Consider the following 26,555-nt stretch of genomic DNA (forward strand, 5'->3'; position numbering starts at 1 on the left):
AAGGAGAGAAATCAGTATGCCTGAATTACCAGAAGTTGAAACGGTCCGGCGTGGGCTGACCCGCTTAGTCCAGGGGGCCACCATCGACCATGTGGACGTGTACTACGCGAAGATGGTGCGGCCCGACGCCGAGATTTTTACGGCTGATCTGATTGGACGCAAGATTGAAAAGATCGATCGGCGGGGGAAATACCTGCTCTTTCGGTTCAGCGGCAACCTCACGATGGTGTCGCACCTGCGGATGGAGGGCAAGTATGATGTGCAGCCGGAGGAAAGTCCGATTCCCAAGCACACGCACGTTATTTTCCACCTGACTGATAACCGCGAGCTGCGGTACAACGATACCCGTAAGTTTGGCCGGATGCGACTGGTCGAGACGGGAACGGAGGATGTCGAACTGCCGTCGCTAGGCAAGCTAGGACCGGAACCCACGGCAGAGACGTTGACTTTGGCGTATATGCAGCAGACCTTTGGTAAGTCACACAAGGTGGTCAAGCCCTTCTTGCTGGACCAATCGCGGATTGCGGGGCTCGGCAACATCTACGTGGATGAGGTTCTCTGGCTATCCAAGATTAATCCGCTGACGCCGGCCGATACGCTGACTAAAGACCAATTGGGAACGCTCCGTCAAAACATTATCGCCGAGATTGCCATGGCCATTAAGGGGCACGGGACGACGGTGCATACGTTCTCGACGGCTTTTGGCGAAGCAGGGAACTTTCAAAATCACCTGCACGTTTACGGCCACGAGGGGGAACCCTGCGAACGCTGTGGTACCGAGATTGTGAAAATCAAGGTCGCACAGCGTGGTACGCACTTCTGCCCACACTGTCAGCCTTATCCACCCGAGGCGTTGGAGGAGATGCAAGATGACTGAGGTGTGGGGCCTAACTGGCGGTATCGCCACTGGTAAGTCGACCGTCAGTCACTGGCTAAGTCTAGCAGGATTGAAGATTATCGATGCTGACGTGATTGCCCGTCAGGTGGTGGCGCCCGGAACCCCGGGACTCCGGCAAATCTGCACGACTTTTGGCGACCATTTTCGTCAACCTGACGGCAGTCTTGACCGTAAAAAATTAGGCCGGCTCGTCTTTAGTCAGCCGGAAGAATTACATCGGTTGGAGGCCATTACGACCCCATTGATTCAGACGGAAATTCGGCGCCAATTGGCACTGTACCGGGAACAGAACGTGACCGGTATCGTCATTGATGCGCCAACCTTTTATGAAGTGGGCTATCTGGTGAATCTGGTGGATCACGTGATGGTGGTCGCAACTTCGGCAACGACCCAGCGTCAGCGATTGATGGCCCGCAATGGTCTAGATGAAGCTGCGGCCCAGGCCAGAATGGACCAGCAGTGGTCCATCGCCAAGAAGGTCGCGTTGGCCGATGTGGTCATTGATAACGCGGGAACGATTGCCCAAACGCGCCAACAAGTGGTAAAATGGCTTGACACCACTAATTTGGGCTCATCGGCAGCGGTTTTGGCTGAAGAGTTGGATTAAGTGGTGGAATGGCTCATGAAGCAATTATTTAAATCGTATTGTTTCTGTGGGAATCATGACGATGGCTGTTCGAGTGAGCAGTTGTCGCATGGCACAGGCCTAGCCAGTTGAAAATTGTGAATAATCGTTTGGTTTAAACACGGTGTTAGCCGCAGGGATGGTGAAAATGAACCAAGCCGTGGGAATTCTCTTATCGGCGGGTTTTGCCGGTTAGAGAATTGGTGCCTTTAAGACGCGTTTTTAGCGGCTTGAAGGCAAGTCTAAAGACGGCTCTTTGGCTTTAGGCGTCCGCCCACAGCGTCACGGTTTATTTTCACCGTCCCGGAGGCGGCCGAAGGCGACAATTTTAAACCAACGTAAAACATTAGATAATCAAGTAACCAATGAAAAAATGAGGTGACCAAAATGCAGTGTCCGCACTGTCATCATAATGGATCGCGGGTCGTCGACAGTCGACCGACCGACGATGGACGTGTCATCCGCCGGCGTCGTGAGTGTGAGAGCTGTGGCTTTCGGTTCACGACGTTTGAGCGGGTTGAAGCGACACCGCTGTTGGTAATTAAAAAGAACGGCACGCGTGAGGAATTCAATCGCGAAAAGATCTTACGAGGTATCATTCGCTCGGCTGAAAAACGGCCGGTGGGGATGGACGTCATGACGAAGATCGTCGATGAAGTTGAAAATAAGATCCGAGCACTCGGTGTCAACGAAATTTCCAGTCAACTGATTGGGGAGTACGTGATGAACCGGTTGGTCGACGTTGATGAGATCGCTTATATCCGTTTTGCCAGTGTTTACCGGCAATTCAAGGATACCGGGGTCTTCTTCAACGAATTAAAAGACATGATGGATAAAGATAAAGCAAAAGCTAAGGACCGGACAGACCGGCAAAGCGAGGCGAAATAAGGCATGGAGGATTCCTGGCACCAATTGCAGCCAAAGACGGGCTTTTTGGTTCGGTTGGCGGATCGGTTGACCGACCAAAGTTGGCAAACCTTAACGCAGCTCTACCAACCGATCATTGGACCGAGTGCCACGGGGCTCTTCTCGGCCCTTTTTTGGCTCCCACAGCGCGAGACCTACAAGCGCCACGCCATTTTACTGGCGGAACTGGGTTTAGATTTGGCTCATTTGTACGCGGCCCGGCTGCGGTTGGAGGCGACCGGCCTTCTGACGACACAGTTAAAGACGGAGGGCGATCTCTCCAGCTTCGTTTACGAGCTCCATGCACCACTCACGCCACAGGACTTCTTCAAGGATGACCTGTTGAGTGTGCAGTTGCTGGGCGTCGTGGGTGAGGACCTGTATCAAGCGTTGGTCACGGAAAATACAGTGACACCACTATTGCATGATGATGAGCAAAACATTACCAAGAACTTTCTGGATGTCTTCCACGTGGACGGCGATGAATTGCGGGATATTCCCGAAGTGGTCACGAATAGTCGGCAGAATTTAACGGCGACCAGTAGTGCACCAGACCTGTCCGCGGACAAGGTTCAATTTGATTTTAAGCTATTGGGTGAGTTGTTGGAGCGCTCTTTCGTGGATACGCGAGCCGTCAGCAAGTATCGTCCACTATTGCTGACGGAGCACGCCACCTATGGGCTGGATGAACCGACCATGGCCCGCTACATTGGCGAGGCCACGGACTTGGCAACTAACATTTTTAATCCGGAGCAGTTCAAACGCATTGTAGCGCAGGCCTTCGGGTATCAGCACCGCGGTGAGACGGTAAGCGTACCGGCTGATTCATCCGCAAGTACGCCAGCATCCGCCACATCGACGGCCAAGGGTGCTTCCAGCGCTGAACAAGCCTTGATCAAGGTCGCCAGTTCAGCGGCACCGGTGAAGTTTCTGCAGGGTATCAAGCAGAGCACCGGTGGCTTCGTGACGGATGGCGAGCAACGCATTGTCCGGGATCTAGTGAGCCGGCAGTTGTTCCCTGAGTCCGTCCTGAACCTGATGATCTATCACGTTTTGGTGGACGAGGACAAGCCAACGTTGAATAAGAACCTATTAGACACGATTGCTAACGATTGGAGCAAGTCCAAGGTCACGACGCCTGAGCTGGCGATTCAAAAAATCAGAGAACGTCAGCAGGCGATGAGCAAGCCTCGTCGCTCGCGGCGGCAACAGTCGACGGTTAAAGAGACGCTACCAGATTGGGCAAAGAAGCCGAGTGGATCGGCTAAGGCACCAACGACCGCTAAGCTCTCTGAAGCACAGCAGAAGCAATTACAGCAACGTATCGCGCGATTAGAAGCGCGGAGCAAGGGAAAGGAGGATTAGCAGATGGAAGATTTAAGCAAGACCATGCAAAAGCTCATGAGTCAACAACATTTGAACGACAACTACCGTCAATTGATGGCCAAGGTCTACGATGATCCCGAGGTCAATAAGTTCTATCAGGAAAATAAGACCGAACTGGCCGAGGACGTCATGACGCGTTCGGCGGCGAAACTCTATGAATTCGTCTCAGAACGGGAAAAGTTAGCCAAAGGTGGCGAGACCTTCGCCACCGGCTATGCGCCACAGTTGATCGTATCCAATCACCTGATTGACGTGGCCTACGTGCCAACGGCGGACACGCTGGAAAAACAGGCGCAACAACAGCTTCGTCAACGGGTGAAGTCAATCGCTATGCCAAAGAGTATTCGGGAGGCAACGCTGGCCAACTTTGACCAGGACACTGATCGAGCAGAGGCATTGATGGCCGCTTTGGACTTCGTGGATGCCTACGAAGCCAATCCGAAACGACGCCACCAAGCCCTATACTTGGCAGGGAGCTTTGGCGTTGGCAAGACCTATTTACTGGCAGCAGTGGCCAACCAACTGGCAACGGATGGTTTCTCCACCACGCTGGTTCATTTCCCAAGCTTCGCAGTGGAAATGAAGAACGCGATTGCCCAGAATGGGGTGGCCGAAAAGCTCGACGCCTTGAAGAAGTCACCGGTCTTGATGATCGATGACATCGGGGCGGACGCCATGTCGGCCTGGGTCAGAGACGACGTACTGGGTGTTATCCTGGAATACCGGATGCAAGAGGAACTACCAACGTTCTTCAGCTCCAATTTCTCCATGGCCCAACTGGAAAAGGAACACCTGCGCATCTCAACGCGGGGGGATGACGAACCGCTAAAGGCCCAACGGCTGATGCAACGGATTCGCTTCCTCGCCAGAGAGATAACGATGGTCGGCGTCAACCGACGGCCACAGTAGGGTGACGGAATGGTTTTAAACTCTAGAAAGCCTAAATAATTTTGAAGATGAAACGAACCGTCTACGTGGGATTAGCCCGGGTGGACGGTTTTATTTCTAACTGTTTTGCTAAGGTATTACTTAAATTTATTGGTGAGTTACCAGAATTACGTATGACTTATCATGATGACTAATTTGTCAGGCGGAGGGATTAAAACAATGGTTAGCGACTTGGCAAGTATGAGCCGCAGGGATGGTGAAAATGGACTCAGCCGTGGGAATTCTCTTACCGGTGAGGTTGGCCGGTTAGAGAATTGGTGCCTTTAAGACGTGTTCTTAGTGGCTTAAAAGCACGGCTAAAGACCGCTCTATGGCTTTAGCCGTCCGCCCACAGCGTCACAGTCCATTTTCACCATCCCGGAGGCGGAGTCAACCTCGGACAGATTGCTAACTGATAATTTTTTCCCAACACTGCTTGACAATATTTGGTCGCAAGTGTTTAATAGTCAATGAAACCACACGAGCTATGACGAAAGACATGGTGCTCGCGGCGACGTTCACAGGAAGAGTTGGCCTAGCTTGGAAGCCGACTTAGCGCCCGCCAGCATTACCGCTTTCCTAAGCTGTCGGAAGGAAATTTCTGGCCGGTCCGTTCCGTTATCGACGATTAGAGTTCACGGGATCAGTCTCGTGAAAAATATCGGGTGGAACCACGTTAATGACGTCCCCAGTGCCTTCTTTGGCACTGGGGATTTTTTTCGTAGTCCGACCCAAAATCAATAAGGGAGATTGAAAATTATGGCAAGTATTTCACTTAAATTTCCAGATGGCAACGTTAAAGAATTCGCTGCTGGCACTACGCCAGAAGACGTTGCAAAGTCAATTTCAATTAGTTTAGGCAAAAAGGCTGTTGCAGCCAAGTTGGACGGCGAATTGATCGACAACTTGACCCCAATCGCACATGACGGTAGCATCGAAATCGTCACGAAGAGCGACGAAGATGGCTTGACTGTTCTCCGGAACACGACGGCTGCCTTGGTACGGATCGCTTTGAAGAAAGAATTCCCAGCTATTCGTTTGGGCGAAGTTAGTGCCGACGAAGATGGCTTCTACGTGGATACCGACAAGGATGACCAACAAGTTAGTGTTGACGAATTAGACGCCATTGCCGTAATCGTTGAAAAGCTGATTGCTGACAAGGCTGCTATCGAACGCATCGCTGTCAGCGAGGATGACGCTTTGGCTAAGGCCAAGGACGATCCTTACACGACTGACCTGATCAAGGCCGTTGACGGCGACCAAGTTAACTTCTTGAAGATTGGCGACCACGAAATCTTAAGTGACGGCGCCCAATTAGCTAACACGGGTGACGTGAAGAAGTTCAAGTTACTTTCCGTTGCTGGTGCTTACTGGCAAGGCAAGTCCTCAAATCCAATGCTCCAACGGATCTACGGGACGGCCTTCTACAAGCAAGCTGACTTAGACGCTGACTTAGCTAAGCGCCAAGAAGCCCGCGAACGTGACCACCGAGTTATCGGGAACCAACTGGACTTGTTCTTCGTTGATCCTAAAGTCGGTGCCGGCTTACCATACTGGATGCCAAATGGGGCTACCATCCGTCGTACGATTGAACGTTACATCATCGACAAGGAAGTTGCTAACGGTTACCAACACGTTTACACGCCAGTCTTAGCTAACCTGGATCTCTACAAGCAATCCGGTCACTGGGCACACTACCGTGAAGACATGTTCCCACCAATGGACATGGGTGATGGCGAACAACTTGAATTACGGCCAATGAACTGCCCTAGCCATATTCAAATTTACAACCACCACATCCGTTCTTACCGTGAACTCCCATTACGGATCGCTGAATTAGGGATGATGCACCGTTACGAAAAGTCCGGTGCCCTGAGTGGTCTGCAACGGGTTCGTGAAATGACCTTGAACGATGGTCACACGTTCGTTGCCCCAGAACAAATCCAAGACGAATTCAAGAGTATCCTGGACTTAATGGTCAAGGTTTACAAAGACTTCGATATCAAGGACTACACGTTCCGGTTAAGCTACCGTGACCCTAAGAACACTGAAAAGTACTTTGATGACGATGAAATGTGGAACAACGCACAAAAGATGTTAAAGGGTGCCATGGATGACCTTGGCTTGCCTTACGTTGAAGCCGAAGGGGAAGCTGCCTTCTACGGTCCTAAGTTGGACGTCCAAACCAAGACGGCCCTTGGGAACGAAGAAACGCTCTCAACCATCCAATTGGACTTCATGTTGCCAGAACGTTTCGACTTACACTACGTCGGTGCCGATGGTGAAGAACATCGTCCAGTGATGATTCACCGTGGTTTGGTTTCAACGATGGAACGGTTCACCGCTTACCTGACTGAAATCTACAAGGGTGCCTTCCCAACTTGGTTGGCTCCTAAGCAAGTGACCATCATTCCTGTTTCCGAAGAAAAGCATGGTGCTTACGCCGACAAGCTAGCTGCTGAATTAAAGGCCGCTGATGTGCGGGTCAACGTCGACAAGCGTGGTGAAAAGATGGGTTACCTGATTCGGGATGCCCAAACCCACAAGATTCCATACACGTTGGTTGTTGGTGAAGACGAAATGGCTAATGGCACTGTCTCTGTCCGGAAGTACGGGGAAGACGACAGCAATTCCATGAGCAGTGACGCCTTCGTCAAGGAAATTCTGAGTGACATCGCTTCATACAGTCGCGAAGAAAACTAGCTTTAACTTTTAAATTAAGTTTCTGGCGCATAACCAGAGAATAGAAGGAACGGGGTCGCCAGAAATGGTGGCCCCGTTTTTTAGTCTAGCGATACCGAGGGAAAAGTGGTAGCGTGTTAAGTAGGCTGGCCTGATACACGGGGCATTAGGCCACATAAATAATTACCTAATATAGAAGAAGTTGAATCGGTTTTCGGATTCGAGAGGGAGATGTTTTGGATATGTCACAACCCAAAACCAATGTGCTTGCCGTGACGATTGCCATTTATGTGGCAACGTTTGTGAGCGCGATTGAGGGGACTATTGTGTCGACAGCGCTACCGACGATTGTGGGGAACCTGCATGGTGTGGCGTTAATGAACTGGGTGTTTTCAATCTATCTGCTGGCAACGGCGATGGTCACCCCGATTTATGGCAAGTTAGCTGATGTGATTGGACGGAAGCCGGTCATGCAGTTTGGCCTAGGCGTCTTTATCGTCGGTTCTGCCATGAGTGGGCTGGCGAATAGTATGCCAGTGCTGATCTTTTGGCGAGCGATTCAAGGAATTGGTGCGGGCGCGCTGTTACCAGTTTCGATGACAATCATTGCCGATATCTATTCGATGGAAAAGCGGGCGAAGATTCTCGGCATCACGAACTCTGCCTGGGGGATTGCCGCAGTACTGGCACCCTTACTGGGTGGCATCATTATCGATAAGCTAAGCTGGCATTGGATCTTCTTCATCAACGTGCCGATTGGGTTAATTACCATGGTATTATTCCAATTATATTTACACGAACCCAAGCGGTTACGTACGGAGAGTATCGACTATCTCGGGAGCTTTTGGCTGATGCTGTGCCTGTTGAGCTTAATGTTGAGCTTTCAGGTGCTCAGTAGCCAACCTATCAGGTGGTGGGGCTTTGTCGGCGGACTGGTCATTAGTGGCCTGAGCCTATGGCTGTTTATCCGGCGTGAGCAACGTGCGGTGGATCCGATCATTTCACTGGAGCTCTTCAAGAATCGGCCATTTATCGTACAAAATGCGATTGCAGCGCTGATTAACGGGTACCTGATGGCCTTGACCGTTTACGTGCCGACCTGGGGTCAGGGGATCCACGGCGTATCGGCCTCGGTGGCCGGACTGGCGCTGACGCCCAACTCCTTGCTGTGGGTCATTGGGGCGTTTACCACGGGGTACTTTCTCGCAAGGTGGACGCCGCGGCGAATTCTCTATTTCAGTCTCTCGTTTATTCTGGTAGCGGGTCTTGCGTTGGCACTGTTGCCAATGGAGGCACCGTTTGGCTGGTTCTTCGTGATCACGGCAATCAACGGGTTTGGCTTTGGGATTGCACTGACGGCCACCACGTTGACCTCACAACGTTTAGTCTCGGCAGAAAACGTCGGGGTGGCGACGTCATTTAACACGTTGGGCCGGACGATTGGCCAGACGCTGATGGTCTCCATCTTCGGAATTATCCTCAACACGGGGATGCAACAGAGCCTGCAGCATCATCCTGGTACCAGCATGGCGATGATGAACCGATTGATCAATCCGCAGACGGCCAGTGGCCTGCCAACGCGGCTATTGCCAGCGCTACGTCAGGTACTGTACAATGGTCTACATTGGGTCTATATGATTGGCTTCCTGATTGTGATTCTGACGTTTATTATCAATCGTTTGGATCATAGTGATGAGATACTGGGGGCAGATTAGGATAATCGACGTTTAATGGCGTTGGCTTGTGTGGTAAATGATCTTTGCTGCTCGCTATATTAGCGTAGCCGGAGGAGGGCAGGCGTGGAGCACCCTGTGTCGGTGTCCTTAGTCGGGGATACTTCCCGGCTTAGGACACGGGACGACCTTTGAGACGAGGGCTTTCGGCTCAAAGGCGAGCTGGAAGACTGACAAGTCTGCAAGCGGTCCCCACAGGGAGCGGAATGCTTGCCAGCCGCAGGCGAAGCGCCAGATACAGCGCATGTAAAGGGAAACGATTGTTTTTTACCAAACAACCGTTGACATGAAACCGGGTAGCTGGTATGATGGTTAAGTTGAGAAATTAAGCAGAGGCTTCCGCTTCTCGCCCTGTGGCTTACGCTGCTGGGCTGGATATGCACGTTAATCCGATTATTTTAGTTGGATTTCTTGCGGGAGCCGTTTGATTATCATCAAAGGTTCCCGCATTTTTTGTGAGTGAGATTCTGCAGTTCTCGAGATTATTTTGGAGGTGGATTACCATAGCAAACGACACGATTGTCAACGAGGGAATTCGAACACGTGAAGTACGGCTTATCGCTGGAGACGGCGAGCAATTGGGCATTAAGACCAAGAGCGAAGCCTTACAGATCGCCGAAGACGCTAACCTCGATTTAGTTCTGGTTGCACCGAAAGCTAAGCCACCAGTAGCCCGGATCATGGACTATGGGAAGTACCGTTTTGAGTTGCAAAAGAAGCAACGCGAAGCACGTAAGAATCAAAAAGTGGTCAGTGTCAAGGAAGTTCGCTTGAGTCCTACCATTGATACCAACGACTTCAACACCAAGCTGAAGAATGCTAAAAAGTTCTTGGCTAAGGGTGAAAAAGTTCGGGTTTCAATCCGGTTTAAGGGTCGGGCAATTACCCATAAAGACATTGGTCGCGAAGTGCTTAATCGCATGGCAGCTGAAACGGCAGACGTCGCAACAGTTGTACAACGGCCAAAGATGGACGGTCGGAGCATGTTTCTAATGCTTTCGCCCATCGCAGAGAAATAGTGTGAATTGATTGGGTAGCATCAAGCTGCCGATTTAAGGAGGAAATTTCGTATTATGCCAAAGATGAAGACTAACCGCGCCGCAGCTAAGCGTTTCAAAGTAACTGCTAAGGGCGGTATCAAGAGTGCCAATGCTTACACGTCTCACCGTTTCCACGGTAAGACCAAGAAGCAACGCCGGAACCTTCGTGGTACCCGGATGATGAACGAAACGACGATCAACACTTACCGTCAATTACTTCAAAAGTAATCAAGTAAGCTGGTCACATATTTTTCGGGTCGACGAAATGTCGACATAATGTTTGAATTGATTTAGGAGGAAAAGATTATGCCACGAGTTAAAGGCGGTACTGTTACACGCGCACGTCGCAAGAAGGTTTTAAAGTTAGCTAAGGGTTACCGTGGTTCAAAGCACCGTTTATTTAAGGTTGCTAAGGACCAAGTCATGAAGGGTCGTCAATACGCCTTCCGTGACCGGAAAGCTACTAAGCGTAACTTCCGTAAGATCTGGATCGCCCGGATCAACGCCGCAGCACGGATGAACGGTCTGAGCTACAGCAAGTTGATGCACGGTTTGAAGTTAGCCAACATCGATGTTAACCGTAAAATGTTAGCTGATTTGGCAGTTAACGATGCTGCTGCATTCACTGCCTTGGCTGAACAAGCTAAGACTGCATTGGCTGCTTAATTCAGTTAATGAGAGAAAGGGACTTCGCATTTTGCGGGGTTCTTTTTTATTAAGAGAGTGAAGCAAGCCGCTTAGATTCTGAGCATTAGGGAAATAAGGGGCTTCTGTTCGGCCTCGCCGGACAGGAGTCGCTTATTTTGCTAAGCGGAAGAATCTGGCTTGCGTAGCTCGTTTCAGAGGCCGCATATTTCCGAGCATCTTGGCGAGAGTGAGTTTAGTTCTCTAAACCAGAGTAATCAGTAACAGCCTTGCCGGACAGGAGGACTTAGCTTTCTAAGCGGAAGAACCTGCCTTGCGGAACTCGTTTCAGATCAGAGTGTGAAGAAGGGCGGTAGGTCCTGAGCATTAACGTAGATAAGTGCCAGCTTGGCGGAGCCGAGTCGGTGCTTATCTGGGTTAAGCGCAGGGACCTGCCCGACTGAACACGTTTCCGAGGCTGCAAGTTTCCGGATATAAAGGCGAGAGAAAGTCCAATGGTCTAAACTTGTCTGGACATCATAGACAGGCACTGGATAGGAATCACTCGGCTTTCCAAGCAAGACTGGCCACTAAAGGCCAGTCTTGCTCTCTCAGCATACTTGCCAACCAACCGCACCAAAAACTACCAACGACCGTAACTAATCCTACTGACGACAACCCCGTACCACGGAATGTCGTCAGCAACGACCAGTACTCGAAATAATCAATCAGTCGTTGTGTCATTTTCACGGCGCCACACGGGCGTTCGTAAAATTAGCAAAATTTCCGTTAAAAACGTTTCGCATTCTCAGTCGTTACGAGTAGCAAATTTTGCGAAAATTGCGTATAATGAAATGCTAGACAGCCGATATCGGCAAACGGACGAAGGGGGGCAGTCACCCGCATGGTTTCCGCATTCAAGCCAACGTGGATGGTTACAAATATATACGATTTGACACCGGATCAGTTAAGAGCTCACGGGATTAAAGCCGTGATGACCGATCTGGATAACACCTTAATTGCTTGGAACAACCCTGATGGGACACCTGAATTACGGCATTGGCTAACGATGTTAGAAATGGCCGGCATTCAGGTCATTGTGGTGTCCAACAATAGCCGCGCGCGGGTTGACCGAGCCGTTGCACCTTTTAACTTACCTTATGTACACCGGGCGTTAAAACCTCTGACTTGGGGGATTCGTCGGGCACTTCATCGTTGGCATTTACGACGAGAGGAAGCAATTATGGTGGGCGACCAACTCTTAACGGATGTTTGGTCTGCACATCGTAGTGGGGTCCGGAGTGTCCTGGTGAAGCCGATTTTAACGTCGGACGCCTGGGTCACGAAGGGAAACCGCTTATTGGAAAAGGTTGTCATGTGGCGTTTGCGACATGACTATCCAGAATTAACTTGGCAGGAGGATCTTAATGAACGAAAAACACACTGAACCCGTTTTAGTTGACGGTGAAGCTTTGCACTGTATTGGGTGTGGGGCAGAGATTCAAACAACAGACAAGACGGCACCGGGTTACACGCCCCAGTCGGCTTTAGAAAAGGGTATGGAAAAAGAGGAAGTCTACTGTCAACGGTGCTTCCGGCTGCGGCACTACAATGAAATTGTGCCCGTTGGCTTGACCGATGACGACTTCCTGAATTTGTTGACCCAAATTCAAGACGCCAACGCGCTGATTGTCTACGTTGTGGACATCTTTGATTTCAACGGCAGTGTGATTCCTGGGCTGCACCGGTTCGTGGGTGAGAACCCAATCTTACTGGTGGGTAACAAGGAAGACCTTTTGCCTAGCTCTTTGAAACGTAGCAAGCTCAAAGACTGGATTCGGCAACGGGCTAATGAACAAGGTTTGCGGCCAATTGACGTGACTTTGTTGAGTGCTAAGACGAACCAGTCCGTGGACCAATTGTTGGAATTGATCAACAAGTACCGCGGCGATCGGGACGTTTACGTTGTTGGGGTGACCAACGTTGGGAAGTCCACGTTGATCAACCAAATTATTCGGCAGAATACCGGGGTCAAGGACCTGATCACCACGTCCCGTTTCCCTGGTACAACGCTGGATAAGATTGAATTGCCTTTGGATGATGACCACGTCTTGGTCGACACCCCTGGGATCATTCAAAACGAACAGATGGCCCACTTCTTGGACGGCAAGGACCTCAAGCTTGTGGCACCCCAAAAGCAGATCAAGCCGAAGACTTACCAATTGAACGACCAACAAACGTTGTTCTTTGGCGGGATTGCGCGGTTTGACTACAATAACGGGCCGAAGAGTGGTTTCATTGCTTACTTTGAAAACAACTTATATATTCATCGGACTAAGCTGGAAAATGCGGATGACTTCTACACGCGCCAATTAGGACAACTGTTGACGCCACCACAACCTGAAAATAAAGACGATTTTCCAGCACTGGTTCCACATGAATTTAAAACAACTGTGAAGAGCGACCTGGTCTTTGAAGGCCTAGGTTGGATCACCGTTCCGGCCGGCGTCAATGTTACCGGTTGGGCACCTGCAGGCGTCGGCGTATTGGTCCGGCGCGCAATGATTTAAAAAGATGGAGGAAAACAACGTGTTACGAGGGAAACAAAAGAGATATTTACGTGCTCACGCACACGCCATGCACCCCTTATTTTCTGTGGGTAAGAATGGCTTAACGCAGGCCTGGTTGGAACAATTGACCGGCGCCTTAGAGAATCGCGAATTAATTAAGATTAATCTCCAACAGAGTGCGGAAGCCACGGTTGAAGAGACCAAGACCTTTATCGAACAGGGAACGGACATTCAAGTCGTTCAAACGATCGGTCGGGTACTGGTTCTTTACCGTCCCGCTACGAATGAAGAAAACCAAAGAATTTCGTCAGTCGTTGAAAATATGTAGGAGGTCTGGCAGTCGTGGTAAAAATCTCAGAACAAACGAGTACGCAGGTGGCTACCCAGATGGCGGCGACCGCTAAGAAACGCCGAATTGGCATTCTTGGGGGAACGTTTAATCCGCCACACTTGGGTCACCTGGTAATTGCCGATCAAGTCGCCACCCAATTGGGACTTGATAAGGTTTTATTTATGCCCGATGCTGAACCGCCTCACGTTGATAAGAAACTGGCGATTCCGGCTGCCGACCGCGTCGCAATGGTCAAGGCAGCTATCAAGGATAACCCCCGGTTCGATTTGGAACTCACTGAGGTTCAACGTGGCGGGAAGAGTTATTCCTACGATACGATGTTACAGCTGATACAACAACATCCGGAGAATCAGTATTATTTCATCATTGGTGGTGACATGGTGGCCTATTTGCCGAAATGGTACCGCATCAATGACCTGATTAAGATGGTGCAGTTCGTGGGTGTCTGCCGCCAAGGCTTCACCCGTGAATCACCGTATCCCGTACTGTGGGTGGACGTGCCCAACATTGGCATCAGTTCGACCATGATTCGTGATCAAATCCGCCGGGGACAGTCGGTTCGTTACCTGGTACCGACCATGGTGGACCTCTATATAAAGGAGCATCTGTTATACCGTGACTGAGCTAACTTATAAAGAAAACATTTTTCCCGGCACGCGGCAGGAATTAATTGACCGGATTTCAGACCAATTGCGGCCAAAGCGATTCCAACACGTCTTACGGGTTGAACAAACCGCTCTAGAATTGGCTGCTAAGAATGGCGTGGACGCGGAGAAGGCCAGCATTGCTGGTTTGATTCACGATTACGCTAAGCAGCGACCCGATGTCGACTTCATTGCCGCCATCAAGGCCTATCAATTGGATACAGAGTTGCTCAACTATGGCAATGCCATCTGGCATGGCCTTGTGGGCGCGGAGTTGATCAAGCGGGAGCTACACATTTACGACGAAGATATCTTAAATGCCGTGCGTCATCACACGACCGGGGACGTCTACATGACGCCGCTGGAGCAAGTGGTCTACATGGCCGACTACCTGGAACCCGCACGGGACTTTCCAGGCGTCGATGAAGCCAGAAAGATTACGGCTAAAGACCTCGGGACGGGTGTTGCCTATCAGGCACAACACACTCTGCAGTATTTGGTCGAAAATGGCTTGCCTGTGTACCCTAAATCGTTAGAAACTTATAATGCTTGGGTACCACGGTATCAAAAATAGGCATGTTGGAAATGATTGTTTGTATTTTGGACGATTGTTTACGTTTAGATAGTGGTTTGAGAATACACGCTCACGTAAGCCGTGAGGGTGGTGAAAATAAACTCAGCCGCAGGAATTCTCTTAGCGGTGTTAGCCGCTTAGAGAATTGGTAGCTTTGAAACTTGGTTTTGAGGTTCAAAGCCAAGTCCGGAGACCGCACTTTGGCTCGGGACGTCCGCCTGCCGCGTTCCGGTTTATTTTCACCACCTGGTAAGGCGCTGCTAACAACAACGTTGCCTGATTAAAAATTAGATTTAAAATACGAAATAGAATCGATGCACCAAAATTCGAGAGGAGCACTTGCATGGATAGCAAACAAGTCTTAGAAATTGCAGTCAAGGCTGCAGAAAGCAAGCGGGCAGAAGACATGACCGCTTTAGATATGCGGAAGGTCAGCTTAATGGCTGACTACTTCCTGATTGTGGACGCCAACTCAAGTCGGCAAGTCCAAGCCATCGTTGATGAGGTTGAAGACCAAGTTAGTGCCAACGGCGTTACCATCAAGGACGTTGAAGGTAAGAACAGTGCCAACTGGATCTTAATCGACTTAGGCGACGTGATCGTTCACGTCTTCCAGAAGGAACAACGTAGTCACTACAACTTGGAAAAGCTGTGGTCCGATGCCCCTGAAGTTGATTTGACCGAATGGGTAGAGGCTGAAGCATGATTTATCAGTCCTTTGCTGAGCTTTACGACGAATTGTTCGATCCAGCCATGTACGACCAGTGGCTGGATTTTGTCGCACAGCGTGTCAGTCCCGCAGACGGCGAGTTACTCGACCTGGCCTGTGGGAGTGGCCGCTTAGGGGTCTTATTGGCCCAGCGCGGCTACCAAGTTAGTGGATTGGATCTCTCTGAGGAAATGTTGGCGCTGGCCGCTAAGCATGCTCAGGAGGCCGATGTGACGATGCCACTCATGGCGGGTGACATGCTCGACCTGACGATGATTGGGGAATACCAGACGGTGACCTGCTTTGCAGATTCCTTCTGTTATCTTCCCGACCTGGACGCTGTTACGGCGGCCTTTCGGCAGGTCCACGACCACTTGACGGTGGGCGGTAAGTTCTTATTTGATGTGATTACGCCACACCAAACGGATGACGTTTATCCGGGCTACATGTATAATTACGTCGATGACACGCGGGCCTTTATCTGGACCAGCTATGGTATCGAGGACGAAGAACACGCGGCTGAACACGATTTGACCTTCTTTACGCAAAATGAAACGACCGGTGACTACCATAAAGTTACGGAACTCCATCATGAGCGGACGTATGCGTTAGCGGACTATCAAGCAGCGTTGAAGGCCGCTGGGTTAACGTTGCAACGGGTCAGCGCCGACTTTGGCGAGGCCGAAGTTGCGGCGGACACCACGCGTTGGTTCTTTGAGGTAACACGGGAGGCATAGGCATGGCGCTACAAGCTGTGGGCATCATTGCGGAATATAATCCATTTCATAACGGCCATGCCTACCAGGTGGTCCAAGCCAGAGAAATGACTGGGGCCGATGTCGTTGTTGCGGCTATGAGCGGTAACTGGGTTCAACGCGGAGAACCCGCGCTCATGGACAAGTGGCAACGTGCACAGGCCGCCATTGCGGGTGGCGTGGATCTCGTGGTTGAGCTGCCCACGGCAAGTGCCGTCCAGCCGGCGCATCTGTTTGCGAGCGGTGGAGTCAGTCTTTTGGCGGCCATGGGCTGCCGCTGGCTGGTCTTTGGCAGTGAACATCCTGAGATGGATTATGATCAATTGATGGCGCATTTGCCCAGTGATCCGGCCACGTTTAAACGTTTTGACCAGACCTACGCGTCCTTATTTCAGGGATATCTGCGTGAGCAAACGGGCATCACCCTGAATGCCGCCAATGATATTCTGGGATTCTTCTATGCGTTGGCAAATCGCCGGCAGGGGAATCCACTGGAACTGTTAGCATTAGGGCGCAAGGGGAGTCAACACAATGATGAAACAATTGCGGCGGCCAGTGCCTTTGCCAGCGCAACGTCGATTCGTTCAGCGGCGCTCTCAGGCGACTGGGACGCGGTTGCGGCCGTGGTGCCGGCAACGACTCTCGCGATACTGAAAGATGCGCAGCTGACCAGTTGGAACGACTTCTGGCCCAATCTGCGTTATCAGTTGGTGAGCGGAAACGTGGCCGATTTGCGGCAGATGTACCAGATCACCGAGGGTGTCGAGTATCGACTGAAACGCGCGGCGCTACCGAGTGCTACGTTTGCGGATTTCATGCATGCAGTGAAGACCAAACGCTACACCTATACGCGGCTACAGAGGCAGTCGGCCTACTTGCTGGGACAGATGAAACCCGCCGAGATGGACCCGCAACCGCAGTATCTGCGAGTGCTCGGCTATTCAGCAGTGGGTCAGCAGTATCTGCATCAGATCAAGAAGCAGGTGAGTCTGCCATTGATCAGTCGGGCCGACCGTGACTGGCAACAGGGCCCCGGTGAACTGGATGATCGGCTGGGTGCCTTGCGCACTCTGATTACGGGAATTCCCCAGGATTATGGCCGAATTCCGGTAAAAATAACGTTTTCAGAGTGACTATCAAGGAAATTACCTTGACATCACATTTTTTGACAGGTATAATTTATCACGTTGCATTGGAGGAATTGCGATGAAATGGTCGTTGACCGAACTGCGAAAGAATCACCGAAACGATCCGTTAATGTTCGATGAAACCTTAGATTTAAAGGCGGATTTACTTGAACGTTACGGTAACGATGTACTCGATGTTGCACCTGTTCACGTAAAGGGCATTGCGTCCGTTGTGTCGGGTGGCGACGTTGTGATTGTCGCACAGGTAACGGCGGACTTAACGGTTCCGTCTAGCCGGTCATTAGCACCGGTTGATTTTCCCGTTAGTTTCAAGATGACGGAATTTTATGTATCCGATCCGACCGCAACGCAACGGTTTGAGAAGACCGACGTTGTGATGGTGGTTACCGATGACCAGATTGATTTAAACAAGGCCGTTGGGGATAACATTATTTTACGAATTCCGATGCACATTCTTTCGGATGCTGAACAACAAGGCGAAGCGATGCCCACTGGTAAAGATTGGGAAGTCGTTTCCGAAGAGAACCTTGAAGCAGTCGAGAAAGAAAATCAATCAGTTGATCCACGTCTTGCAAAGCTAAAGGATTTCTTCCCTGATCAGGATGATCAATAATCCTCTTTGTAAGCCTTAAAATTTTTTCACTAGTGGATATAATTTTATTTGAAGGAGGTGTTTTCTATGGCTGTACCAAAACGGAAAACGTCTAAGACGAAGAAGGCTATGCGTCGTGGTCACATCAAATTAACGATGCCTAACTTAACTGCTTGCCCTAACTGTGGTGAATTACGTAAGTCACACATGGTTTGCCCAAGTTGCGGTTTCTACGATGGCCGTCAGGTCGTTGCAACGAAGACTGCAAGTAACAACTAATTAAATTTAGGAAGAAACTCCCATGAAGTCCGCGGCTTCTGGGAGTTTTTTTGTGCAGTCTGCGATGGTTTGCTTTGCGCACCGAGCGTGAAAAAAGGTATAATAACGACATTAACGAAAATTTGAGGAGTGAAATTTTGGCAATTAAATTAATCGCGACCGACTTAAACGGGACGCTGCTGCACAATGACCAGACTTTCAACCAGTCCCTATTCAAGGAGACCCTGCAGGCTTTGGGGCAACGGGGAATTCGGCTGGTGCTGTCCTCTGGCAATCAGTTTACCCATTTGGAAAAGTTGTTCCATGACGTGATGGCTGATAACTTGGCAATTGTGGCCGAGAACGGGGCCTCCATCTACCTCCAAGGCAAGCAGGGCTTCGATGGCAGCTTAAGTGCTGAGGACTTACACCACTTTGTGACGGTTGATCGGCATCAGGACTTTCTGAAGTCCGCATACGTCATTCTGGTGGGCCAACAGGGCTCTTACACGGAAACGGGAGCACCACAGGTATTGATCGATGCTGCCGAGAAATTCTACGACAATCTTCAGCAGGTCGCTGACTTGAGTACCGTGGAAGATCGGATCAAGAAGATTAGTATTTCCACGGTGCCTGGAGAAGCTACCAAGCTGGTGGCTGACCTGAACGCTTACTTTGATGGTAAGCTGCAGGCCCATGACAGTGGTTACGGCGTGGTTGACGTGGTTGCCGCTAATGTCGGCAAGCTCCCAGCTGTTCAGTGGTTAGCGGACCGGTGGCACGTGGCTGCCGATGAGATCATGGCCTTTGGTGATGGCGCGAACGATGTGCCGTTGTTGCAATTCGCCAAGCAGAGCTGGGCGATGAGCAATGCCCCGGCTAGCGTTCGAGACGCAGCCACCCACGTGACCAGCGTGGATAATGAACATGACGGGGTGTTGACGACGATTCAGTCGGCATTGATGGTAATTTAACAAAGACGATAGAACCAGCGAGGTGCAGCGATGGACAACTTTTTCTTTGATTTTGACAACACGTTAGCCGATTCTAGCAATGTTGCCGTGCTGGCGACCCAACGAGCGTACACCGCGAAGGGGTTAGTAGCACCCACACGCGAAGCTATCATCAGCTACATGGGGGTGCCGATTGAGGTCTCCTTTGCGAAGATGGCGACGGTTAGTTTGGATGATGCTGCGTTAGAGGATTTGTTTACCGAATTTCGCGAGCAGTATCAACGAGCTGAGACAACGGGAATTACCTTGTTCGATGGGATGGCGGCCACCATTGCCGAACTCAATCGGCGAGGGAACCGTCTGTACGTGGTGTCCAGTAAAAACTCGGTACCCCTACAGCGAAACCTCGACCAGGTTGGCCTGGGCCAGTCGTTTGCAGCCATCAGTGGGTCCGATATGGTGGCCCACTACAAACCGGCACCGGATGGCGTGGTCAACCTGTTACAGCAGTTTGATTTGGATGCTACTCGTAGCGTGATGATCGGGGATGCCAAGTATGATATCCGGATGGGTCACAACGCGGGTGTCGCGACGGCCGGTGCGATGTGGGGCGCAGCTGACCCAGCAGCTGTTAAAGCTGAAAAACCGACGTATCTCTTGGACACGCCGGCGGAATTACTTAATTTGTAAGAGTGTAGCGTTCGAGCTGTAGTAGCTTGAACGTTTTTTTATTACCACGGTTTTTGCGGGTTGTGTAGCAGTCGATGACCTTGGCCAGTGCCATTTGGGACTTTGTAATTAAATTCTAATAGGCGAGGCGTTAGTTAATCAAACCGCAGTCTAATAGCATCAAAGATTAAAATATAATGATGCTTATAATTGCGACTGTCAATTTTAACCGGCTAGCCGGTTATTTCTGACCGGTCGTGCAAGTTTTCCTAGGTTTTTACGTATAAGACGGCTAAACTGGTACTAATTGAATCACAAACAAAGGAGAAATTAAGGCATGGGGAAACGACGGTTGCTGCTGGTGGTCATGTTGGTCGGACTGATTGGACTCGTGCGGTGGGGGATGCCGCAGAACTTTGGCTTTTCAATGATGCGTGTGAATCGCGTGGTCCATCAGTTGGAGACACGGCTACCAGATGGCCAGGACCAGGCGGGAACCCCAGTCGAGAAGATTGCTGCGGAGCACCCGCTGCACAGGACGTATTACTATCATTTCGCCGGTAGCGTGCCGGTCAACGTGCGGCCGATATTTGAAGAGGCGGTGGCGGTCTATAACAAGACAGGACTGGTCAAGCTGGTTGCCGGCAAGCCGCAGCAGAAACAAAATGGGATTACGTTCTTCACGTATCATAAGGAAACCTCGACGGCGCCCAACTTCCTGGAGCTGGGCGAGGGTGGCCCCGAGATTCGACGTTACGTGGGATTGGGGAGCTATACAATCAACCGGGCACGAGCCGGTTTGAATTTGGCGCATCCTGAGGCCGGTATTCGTGCCTCAGTGGCAATCCATGAGCTGGGACATGCAATCGGCTTGGAACACAGCAAGAGTCGGCGTTCCATCATGTATCCGCTGGATCAGGACCACGAACGATTGTCGGCGGCTGACCAGAAGACGTTGCGGGTGCTGTATGCGCAGAATGGATGAGTCTGTGCTTATCAGTTGTCAAAATGTGTTATCGTTTCCAGACGATAAGGGGTGATCTTTTGGATACTTATACTGTAGCCGGAGCTCGAAAGAACTTTTACAAACTTATCGAACAAGTTAACCGGCAAAAGAAGCCAATCGTTATTAAACTCGCTGATGAGAAGACGGAAGCTGTTTTATTGAGCAAGGCAGAATGGGATTCTATTCAAGAAACGATTTATCTTGGAAATATGGGCGTTATGAGGGAAGTTCGAGCTCGCGACAAAGGGTTTAGTTATCCAGTAACGGCCAAGGAAAGTATTGAGACCAGAAAATTACCTGAAGAAGTCGAGAAAGCAATAGTGGTTGCTAAGGCTGAGGAGCTAGGACTTTTAGAAGATACAAGCGAAAAGGTCACTACCATTCAGAATTTACGTAATTGTTGGGTTCAGTGATGGTATATGAAATTCGGCTTGAAAAAAGCATTCGTTAAAAGAATTGACAAGAAGCAACGTATTAGAACGGTTACAATCACAAACCATGTAGAACTTGCATCTGGGAAATTACAAAACTAATGAATGTGACTGAAATAATAGTTACTAGTACTTTTTCGTGAACTGGAACATTGCCTTCACCAGTCGTGTATTGTACCGTTTGAATTTTTTAGTCTTACGCGATTAGTCCTAAAAGAAAGCTTCCGTATCTAAGGCAGCTCGAAGTTGACTAGCCAATCAGGGCAAGTCACTCATTACAATTCATTAGTATGCAAGCAGCGTATACTAGCATTCCAATCTGGTAATTTTCAAACGCTCAGACTCGTTTTATGATTGATGCCATGCGACTAAAGACGCAAAGGTCAAAATAAAACGTTGAAAACGCTAAATGAACTTTGGCGTTTTCAAGTCAACGAGGATGAGGGTTTGTAATGAGTCAAAATCAGAAAAAGTTTGGTATTGTCCTACCAATTATTTTACTAAGTTATTTCATGATACTTTTAGACAATTCCATTATTTTTACGAGTTTGGTGAGGATCGCCAGTGATCTTCACTTGGATGCCCAGACACTAGCCTGGGTCAGCAGTGCCTATACGCTGACCTTTGGTGGCTTTCAATTATTTGGTGGACGGCTTGGTGATGTGTATGGCCGCAAGCGGGTTTTCTTAATAGGACTGCTGTTGTTTTCCTTTGGCTCCTTGATGGTTGGTCTGTCTACCAATGCGGCGATGATTATCGCGATGCGAGCCTTTCAAGGCATTGGTTCAGCCATTCTGGCACCTACCACGTTGGCACTCCTGTTGGACAACTATCAGGGAACTATACGCTCTCGGGCGATAGCGGCCTACGGAACAACAGCCGGAATTGGGGCCAGTTTCGGAATGGTATTTGGGGGCATCATTACCAGTACCTTTTCCTGGCGCTATGGTTTTTTCTTAAACGTTCCGGTTGGCTTGTTGATGTTTGTCCTGACGATTAGATACGTGGCGGATAATCAGAATAAGAGTGCCACTCGTCTCGATATCGTCGGGACAATATTGTCCGTGCTCGGGCTGTCCGCACTAGTGTATAGCATTGATGGGACTTCCCACCAATTGCTGGCGCTGGTCGTTGCAGTGATTGCGTTGGGCCTGTTTATCTATGCGGAGTACGTCATAAAAAATCCAATCATGCCATTGCGGCTATTTGCCGATCGACAGCGTAACAGTGCTTATATTGCCCGGTTCTTCTTCATTGGTGCAGCGTTCGCCTATTACTTTGTCACCACGCAGGCCCTACAGCATATTTATGGGTTTACGCCATTACTGACAGGCTTGGCCTTTTTACCGGTAACCATTCCCCAATTTGTAGGGGCGCTGCAAGTTTCGCGATTGTCGAGTAAGATAGGCACCGCCCGTTTGATCGTACTTGCTGATTTGCTCGTTACCTTGAGTTTCTTGGCGACTGTCGTTTTAGGGATAGATCGGGGCTACTGGATAGCCATTGTCATCCCGATGATTATCTTTGGTTATGGCCAGGGCCTCGTGCTTAGCCCACTGACGATGGAAGGGGTGGCTAACACCGATCCCGAAATTGCTGGGGCGGCGTCCGGTGTGGTCAATACGGTTCATCAGTTTGGCCAATCGGTGGGTGTTTCGGCCGTGATTGCCCTGACCAGCAGTGTGCACGACTTTTCAGCGAGCTATCACGCGCAATTGCTGATTATTGCTACTATTGCGGGGCTCAGCCTGATGGCAGCTCTCGTTTTACTGGCTGATAGGAATCGGCAGGGGACACGTTAGGTCTTTCATCAAATTATATCGGGTTATGCCAACATGACTCGGGTCACCAGACAACTGGGGTTAAGGTTTAAATCATTTAAAAAGCAGATGGGCATTCAGATGACGAATTCTCATCTGCTTTTTAGCGAATTAAGCCAATTATGTGGATGCGTGGTGATAAAATAAGTGAAATTGGCGGAGGGGGATGCCTGTCGGGAATGCGGGTGCTTCCAGTTATGAAAAAAATAATATTTGCCAGTAAATTTCGGCAGCCACAGTCCATGTAATTCTCGTGAGCAAACTCAACCGAACAATCTCCAAAGTCTGGTATACTTGGTTCCGGTAATTAACGCGGCTATGAACACTTGTGGCCCGCAAGTAGTTGCCAAATGACGCAAAATCCGACCGGCGAAGAACCGACAGAACTTAGCCAGTTTGGTGGTGGGTCAGTCAAATTTCGAAGAAGAATCGGCTTTTTCGTAAATTGGACCGTATCAATTTACAAAAAGGTTGACTTTTCGACAAAATTTAGTATGATGAAGAAGTACAAAATTAACCTCTAATGATTTCTGTTAATTGTTTAGAAGGATGTTATTCAACGAAGGAGTGTAAAATTCATGGCAGTAGATTACGATTCCAAGTCATACTTGGAAAAGGTTGACGCCTGGTGGCGTGCTACAACGTATCTTTCCGGTGGTATGATTTTCCTGAAGGACAACCCATTGTTCTCAGTTACCAACACACCAATCAAAAAAGACGACGTTAAGGTTAAGCCTATCGGACACTGGGGTACTATCTCAGGACAAACTTTCCTGTATGCTCACGCCAACCGTCTGATCAACAAGTACGGCTTGAACATGTTCTATATCGGTGGTCCCGGTCATGGTGGCCAAGTTATGGTAACCAACGCGTACTTAGACGGTACCTACACTGAAGATTACCCTGAAATTACTCAGGATCTTGAAGGTATGGCACGTCTGTACAAGCGGTTCTCATTCCCAGGTGGGATTGGTTCTCACATGACTGCACAAACGCCTGGTTCTCTTCACGAAGGTGGGGAACTTGGTTACTCTCTGTCCCATGCTACTGGTGCCGTATTAGACAACCCAGACCAAATTGCATTTACTGTAGTTGGTGATGGTGAAGTTGAAACCGGCCCTGCCATGACTGCATGGAACTCCATCAAGTTCTTGAACCCTAAGAACGATGGTGCCGTATTGCCTATCCTTGACGTAAACGGCTTCAAGATTTCCAACCCTACTATCTTCTCACGGATGAGCGACGACAAGATCGCCAAGTTCTTCGAAGGTTTAGGTTGGTCTCCTCGCTTCCTCGAAAACGACGATATCCATGATTACATGACTTACCACGAAAAAGCTGCTAAGTTATTTGACCAAGCTATCGCTGACATCAAGCAAATTCAAAAAGACGCTCGTGAAAACGGCAAGTACGAAGACGGTGAAGTTGCCGCTTGGCCTGTTGTTATCGCGCGTTTGCCAAAGGGTTGGGGTGGTCCTCAAAAGAACCCAGCCGGCGAACCAATTGAAAACTCATTCCGTGCTCACCAAGTTCCACTTGGCTTGAGCCAAAACAACTTCGACGAATTACCAGAATTTGAAGACTGGATGAACTCATACAAGCCAGCCGAATTATTCAATACTGATGGTTCATTGAAGGCAGAAGTTGCCGACTTCGCACCTAAGGGTGACAAGCGGATGGCTTCTAACCCAGTTGCTAACGGTGGCCGTGCGCGTGGCGAAAAGCCTGAAACGCTTGACTTACCTAACTGGAAAGACTTCGCTAACGACATCAACGAAGATAACCGTGGGACGAACTTGCCAGATGGCAACCGGAACATGGATATGAACGTTCTGTCAACCTTCTTTGCTGGCGTTGCCACTAAGAACCCAACGTCATTCCGGATCTTCGGACCTGACGAAACGATGTCTAACCGTCTCTGGGAAATGTTCAAGATTACGAACCGTCAATGGATGAGTAAGGTCAAGGAACCAAATGACCAATACGAAGCTCCAGAAGGCCGTATCTTGGATGCCCAATTATCAGAACACCAAGCTGAAGGTTGGCTTGAAGGTTACACCTTAACTGGTCGTACCGGTGTGTTCACGTCTTACGAATCATTCTTGCGGGTTGTCGACTCAATGACGACGCAACACTTCAAGTGGATCCGTCAGGCCGCAGCAGAAGACTGGCGTAATGATTACCCATCATTGAACCTGGTTTCTACTTCTACTGTATTCCAACAAGACCATAACGGTTACACCCACCAAGATCCAGGTATGTTGACTCACTTGTCCGAAAAGAAGTCTGACTTCATTCGCCAATACCTGCCAGCAGATGCTAACTCACTCTTGGCTGTATTTGACCGGGCCTTCACTGACCGTCAAAAGTTGAACCATATCGTTGCTTCTAAGCAACCACGTCAACAATGGTTCTCTGTTGATGAAGCTGAAGAATTAGCTACTAAGGGTCTTAAGACTATCGACTGGGCTTCCACTGTTGCCGAAGGCGAAGATGCTGATATCGTCTTTGCTTCTGCCGGTGTTGAACCAACCATCGAAACTCTTGCTGCTCTTAGCCTGGTTAACAATGCTTTCCCAGCTGTTAAGATGCGTTACGTCAACGTTGTTGAATTGGAACGTCTTCAAAAGAAGAACGGCCCTCTGAACGACGAACGTGCATTGAGCGATGCTGAATTCACGTCATTCTTCGGCGAATCTGGTACGCCAGTTCTGTTTGGCTTCCACGGTTACGAAGACTTGATCGAATCATTCTTCTACGAACGTCAACACTTAGGCTTACACGTTCATGGTTACCGTGAAGATGGTGATATCACGACTGCTTACGACATGCGTGTATACTCCGAATTAGACCGGTTCCACCAAGCTAAGGATGCTGTTAACACGTTAGTTGCTAACGGTGTTGTTGACAAGGCTGCTGCTGCAGACTTCGACAAGAAGATGGATGACATCTTAGCTAAGCACATGAAGATTACTCGTGACGAAGGTCATGATATCGAAGAATTCACTAAGTGGCAATGGGCCCCATTGAAGAAGTAATTTCTTCAATCTGAATTTTTCAAAAGAGGATTACTCCCAATCGGGGGTGATCCTCTTTTTTTCGGATAATGATAACAGTGCGTCGTTCACGACACGTAAAAACGGCTGAGTCTGATTAGAAGACTTAGCCGTTTTGAGTATTGCCTTTAGGCCCAGTTGAGCACGCTAAAGCGTGCGAAACAAAAACCCACCCGCTATGCGGGCGGATAGCAAAA

General features: G+C 49.7%; 26 protein-coding genes. All 26 read left to right on the forward strand.

Annotated elements, in window-relative coordinates; genetic code table 11:
* Positions 1-16: 16 nt before the first annotated feature.
* The 26 genes from mutM to EKM73_RS09460 all read left to right on the forward strand — a co-directional run bounded on the left by mutM (position 17) and on the right by EKM73_RS09460 (position 26,340).
* Positions 17-877, forward strand: a complete 861-nt coding sequence (mutM, locus tag EKM73_RS09330; protein WP_125701636.1) for a bifunctional DNA-formamidopyrimidine glycosylase/DNA-(apurinic or apyrimidinic site) lyase — start codon at positions 17-19, stop codon at positions 875-877.
* Positions 870-1,505, forward strand: coding sequence for a dephospho-CoA kinase (gene coaE, locus EKM73_RS09335; protein WP_125701637.1), 636 nt, complete (start codon positions 870-872; stop codon positions 1,503-1,505). Before mutM ends, coaE begins: the two co-directional genes overlap by 8 nt.
* 405 nt (positions 1,506-1,910) lie before the next feature.
* Positions 1,911-2,411, forward strand: a complete 501-nt coding sequence (gene nrdR / locus EKM73_RS09340; RefSeq protein ID WP_020090109.1) for a transcriptional regulator NrdR — start codon at positions 1,911-1,913, stop codon at positions 2,409-2,411.
* Positions 2,412-2,414: 3 nt separating this feature from the next.
* Entirely contained in the window at positions 2,415-3,794 is a 1,380-nt protein-coding gene (locus EKM73_RS09345; protein WP_125701638.1) for a replication initiation and membrane attachment family protein, read from the forward strand.
* Positions 3,795-3,797: 3 nt separating this feature from the next.
* Positions 3,798-4,724 carry a primosomal protein DnaI gene (gene dnaI, locus EKM73_RS09350; RefSeq protein WP_125701639.1) on the forward strand — a complete coding sequence of 309 codons (927 nt, stop codon included), beginning with the start codon at positions 3,798-3,800 and terminating at the stop codon, positions 4,722-4,724.
* 777 nt (positions 4,725-5,501) lie between these two features.
* Positions 5,502-7,445 (forward strand): threonine--tRNA ligase, encoded by a 1,944-nt coding sequence (thrS, locus tag EKM73_RS09355; protein ID WP_125701640.1) that lies wholly within the window; start codon positions 5,502-5,504, stop codon positions 7,443-7,445.
* Positions 7,446-7,666: 221 nt separating this feature from the next.
* Entirely contained in the window at positions 7,667-9,139 is a 1,473-nt protein-coding gene (locus EKM73_RS09360) for an MDR family MFS transporter (protein ID WP_125701641.1), read from the forward strand.
* Between the two features lie 536 nt (positions 9,140-9,675).
* Positions 9,676-10,176, forward strand: coding sequence for a translation initiation factor IF-3 (gene infC / locus EKM73_RS09365; protein ID WP_164508908.1), 501 nt, complete (start codon positions 9,676-9,678; stop codon positions 10,174-10,176).
* Between the two features lie 54 nt (positions 10,177-10,230).
* Complete coding sequence (gene rpmI, locus EKM73_RS09370) at positions 10,231-10,425, forward strand: 50S ribosomal protein L35 (protein WP_020090102.1); 195 nt, start codon at positions 10,231-10,233, stop codon at positions 10,423-10,425.
* A 78-nt stretch (positions 10,426-10,503) separates the two neighbouring features.
* On the forward strand, positions 10,504-10,863 hold the full coding sequence (gene rplT, locus EKM73_RS09375) for a 50S ribosomal protein L20 (RefSeq protein WP_020090101.1): 360 nt from the start codon (positions 10,504-10,506) through the stop codon (positions 10,861-10,863).
* Between the two features lie 862 nt (positions 10,864-11,725).
* A complete protein-coding gene (locus tag EKM73_RS09380) occupies positions 11,726-12,268 on the forward strand; it encodes a YqeG family HAD IIIA-type phosphatase (RefSeq protein ID WP_125701642.1) in 543 nt (180 codons plus the stop codon).
* Positions 12,249-13,391, forward strand: coding sequence for a ribosome biogenesis GTPase YqeH (gene yqeH / locus EKM73_RS09385; RefSeq protein WP_125701643.1), 1,143 nt, complete (start codon positions 12,249-12,251; stop codon positions 13,389-13,391). Before EKM73_RS09380 ends, yqeH begins: the two co-directional genes overlap by 20 nt.
* A 4-nt stretch (positions 13,392-13,395) precedes the next feature.
* Positions 13,396-13,719, forward strand: a complete 324-nt coding sequence (gene yhbY, locus EKM73_RS09390; RefSeq protein WP_125701644.1) for a ribosome assembly RNA-binding protein YhbY — start codon at positions 13,396-13,398, stop codon at positions 13,717-13,719.
* Positions 13,720-13,733: 14 nt separating this feature from the next.
* Positions 13,734-14,366: a nicotinate-nucleotide adenylyltransferase gene (locus tag EKM73_RS09395; RefSeq protein ID WP_125701645.1), complete on the forward strand. Its 633-nt coding sequence runs from the start codon at positions 13,734-13,736 to the stop codon at positions 14,364-14,366.
* Positions 14,359-14,961, forward strand: coding sequence for a bis(5'-nucleosyl)-tetraphosphatase (symmetrical) YqeK (gene yqeK / locus EKM73_RS09400; RefSeq protein ID WP_125701646.1), 603 nt, complete (start codon positions 14,359-14,361; stop codon positions 14,959-14,961). Before EKM73_RS09395 ends, yqeK begins: the two co-directional genes overlap by 8 nt.
* A 343-nt stretch (positions 14,962-15,304) precedes the next feature.
* Positions 15,305-15,667 (forward strand): ribosome silencing factor, encoded by a 363-nt coding sequence (gene rsfS / locus EKM73_RS09405; protein WP_020090095.1) that lies wholly within the window; start codon positions 15,305-15,307, stop codon positions 15,665-15,667.
* Positions 15,664-16,407 (forward strand): class I SAM-dependent DNA methyltransferase, encoded by a 744-nt coding sequence (locus EKM73_RS09410; protein WP_125701647.1) that lies wholly within the window; start codon positions 15,664-15,666, stop codon positions 16,405-16,407. Before rsfS ends, EKM73_RS09410 begins: the two co-directional genes overlap by 4 nt.
* A gap of 2 nt (positions 16,408-16,409) precedes the next feature.
* The gene (locus EKM73_RS09415; protein WP_125701648.1) at positions 16,410-17,558 is read left to right on the forward strand and encodes a nucleotidyltransferase; all 1,149 of its coding nucleotides are present in this window, start codon (positions 16,410-16,412) and stop codon (positions 17,556-17,558) included.
* Positions 17,559-17,631: 73 nt separating this feature from the next.
* Positions 17,632-18,186 (forward strand): YceD family protein, encoded by a 555-nt coding sequence (locus tag EKM73_RS09420; protein ID WP_125701649.1) that lies wholly within the window; start codon positions 17,632-17,634, stop codon positions 18,184-18,186.
* Positions 18,187-18,252: 66 nt separating this feature from the next.
* On the forward strand, positions 18,253-18,444 hold the full coding sequence (rpmF, locus tag EKM73_RS09425) for a 50S ribosomal protein L32 (RefSeq protein ID WP_125701650.1): 192 nt from the start codon (positions 18,253-18,255) through the stop codon (positions 18,442-18,444).
* A gap of 137 nt (positions 18,445-18,581) precedes the next feature.
* Positions 18,582-19,397, forward strand: a complete 816-nt coding sequence (locus tag EKM73_RS09430) for a Cof-type HAD-IIB family hydrolase (protein ID WP_125701651.1) — start codon at positions 18,582-18,584, stop codon at positions 19,395-19,397.
* A 30-nt stretch (positions 19,398-19,427) separates the two neighbouring features.
* A complete protein-coding gene (locus tag EKM73_RS09435) occupies positions 19,428-20,066 on the forward strand; it encodes an HAD family hydrolase (RefSeq protein ID WP_125701652.1) in 639 nt (212 codons plus the stop codon).
* 316 nt (positions 20,067-20,382) lie between these two features.
* Complete coding sequence (locus EKM73_RS09440) at positions 20,383-21,030, forward strand: matrixin family metalloprotease (RefSeq protein WP_125701653.1); 648 nt, start codon at positions 20,383-20,385, stop codon at positions 21,028-21,030.
* A 59-nt stretch (positions 21,031-21,089) separates the two neighbouring features.
* Entirely contained in the window at positions 21,090-21,464 is a 375-nt protein-coding gene (locus tag EKM73_RS09445) for a type II toxin-antitoxin system Phd/YefM family antitoxin (RefSeq protein WP_225421366.1), read from the forward strand.
* A 470-nt stretch (positions 21,465-21,934) separates the two neighbouring features.
* Entirely contained in the window at positions 21,935-23,284 is a 1,350-nt protein-coding gene (locus tag EKM73_RS09455) for an MFS transporter (protein WP_125701654.1), read from the forward strand.
* A 596-nt stretch (positions 23,285-23,880) separates the two neighbouring features.
* Positions 23,881-26,340, forward strand: a complete 2,460-nt coding sequence (locus EKM73_RS09460) for a phosphoketolase family protein (RefSeq protein WP_125701655.1) — start codon at positions 23,881-23,883, stop codon at positions 26,338-26,340.
* Positions 26,341-26,555 lie beyond the last annotated feature (215 nt).

Origin of the sequence: Levilactobacillus fuyuanensis, assembly GCF_003946395.1 — a bacterium.
GTDB lineage: Bacteria > Bacillota > Bacilli > Lactobacillales > Lactobacillaceae > Levilactobacillus > Levilactobacillus fuyuanensis.

Bases quoted from the DNA above. Each gene is read 5' to 3' on its own strand.
- mutM (WP_125701636.1), top strand. From the start codon at position 17: ATGCCTGAATTACCAGAAGTTGAAACGGTCCGGCGTGGGCTGACCCGC.
- coaE (WP_125701637.1), top strand. From the start codon at position 870: ATGACTGAGGTGTGGGGCCTAACTGGCGGTATCGCCACTGGTAAGTCG.
- nrdR (WP_020090109.1), top strand. From the start codon at position 1,911: ATGCAGTGTCCGCACTGTCATCATAATGGATCGCGGGTCGTCGACAGT.
- EKM73_RS09345 (WP_125701638.1), top strand. From the start codon at position 2,415: ATGGAGGATTCCTGGCACCAATTGCAGCCAAAGACGGGCTTTTTGGTT.
- dnaI (WP_125701639.1), top strand. From the start codon at position 3,798: ATGGAAGATTTAAGCAAGACCATGCAAAAGCTCATGAGTCAACAACAT.
- thrS (WP_125701640.1), top strand. From the start codon at position 5,502: ATGGCAAGTATTTCACTTAAATTTCCAGATGGCAACGTTAAAGAATTC.
- EKM73_RS09360 (WP_125701641.1), top strand. From the start codon at position 7,667: ATGTCACAACCCAAAACCAATGTGCTTGCCGTGACGATTGCCATTTAT.
- rpmI (WP_020090102.1), top strand. From the start codon at position 10,231: ATGCCAAAGATGAAGACTAACCGCGCCGCAGCTAAGCGTTTCAAAGTA.
- rplT (WP_020090101.1), top strand. From the start codon at position 10,504: ATGCCACGAGTTAAAGGCGGTACTGTTACACGCGCACGTCGCAAGAAG.
- EKM73_RS09380 (WP_125701642.1), top strand. From the start codon at position 11,726: ATGGTTTCCGCATTCAAGCCAACGTGGATGGTTACAAATATATACGAT.
- yqeH (WP_125701643.1), top strand. From the start codon at position 12,249: ATGAACGAAAAACACACTGAACCCGTTTTAGTTGACGGTGAAGCTTTG.
- yhbY (WP_125701644.1), top strand. From the start codon at position 13,396: ATGGAGGAAAACAACGTGTTACGAGGGAAACAAAAGAGATATTTACGT.
- rsfS (WP_020090095.1), top strand. From the start codon at position 15,305: ATGGATAGCAAACAAGTCTTAGAAATTGCAGTCAAGGCTGCAGAAAGC.
- EKM73_RS09410 (WP_125701647.1), top strand. From the start codon at position 15,664: ATGATTTATCAGTCCTTTGCTGAGCTTTACGACGAATTGTTCGATCCA.
- EKM73_RS09415 (WP_125701648.1), top strand. From the start codon at position 16,410: ATGGCGCTACAAGCTGTGGGCATCATTGCGGAATATAATCCATTTCAT.
- EKM73_RS09420 (WP_125701649.1), top strand. From the start codon at position 17,632: ATGAAATGGTCGTTGACCGAACTGCGAAAGAATCACCGAAACGATCCG.
- rpmF (WP_125701650.1), top strand. From the start codon at position 18,253: ATGGCTGTACCAAAACGGAAAACGTCTAAGACGAAGAAGGCTATGCGT.
- EKM73_RS09435 (WP_125701652.1), top strand. From the start codon at position 19,428: ATGGACAACTTTTTCTTTGATTTTGACAACACGTTAGCCGATTCTAGC.
- EKM73_RS09440 (WP_125701653.1), top strand. From the start codon at position 20,383: ATGGGGAAACGACGGTTGCTGCTGGTGGTCATGTTGGTCGGACTGATT.
- EKM73_RS09455 (WP_125701654.1), top strand. From the start codon at position 21,935: ATGAGTCAAAATCAGAAAAAGTTTGGTATTGTCCTACCAATTATTTTA.
- EKM73_RS09460 (WP_125701655.1), top strand. From the start codon at position 23,881: ATGGCAGTAGATTACGATTCCAAGTCATACTTGGAAAAGGTTGACGCC.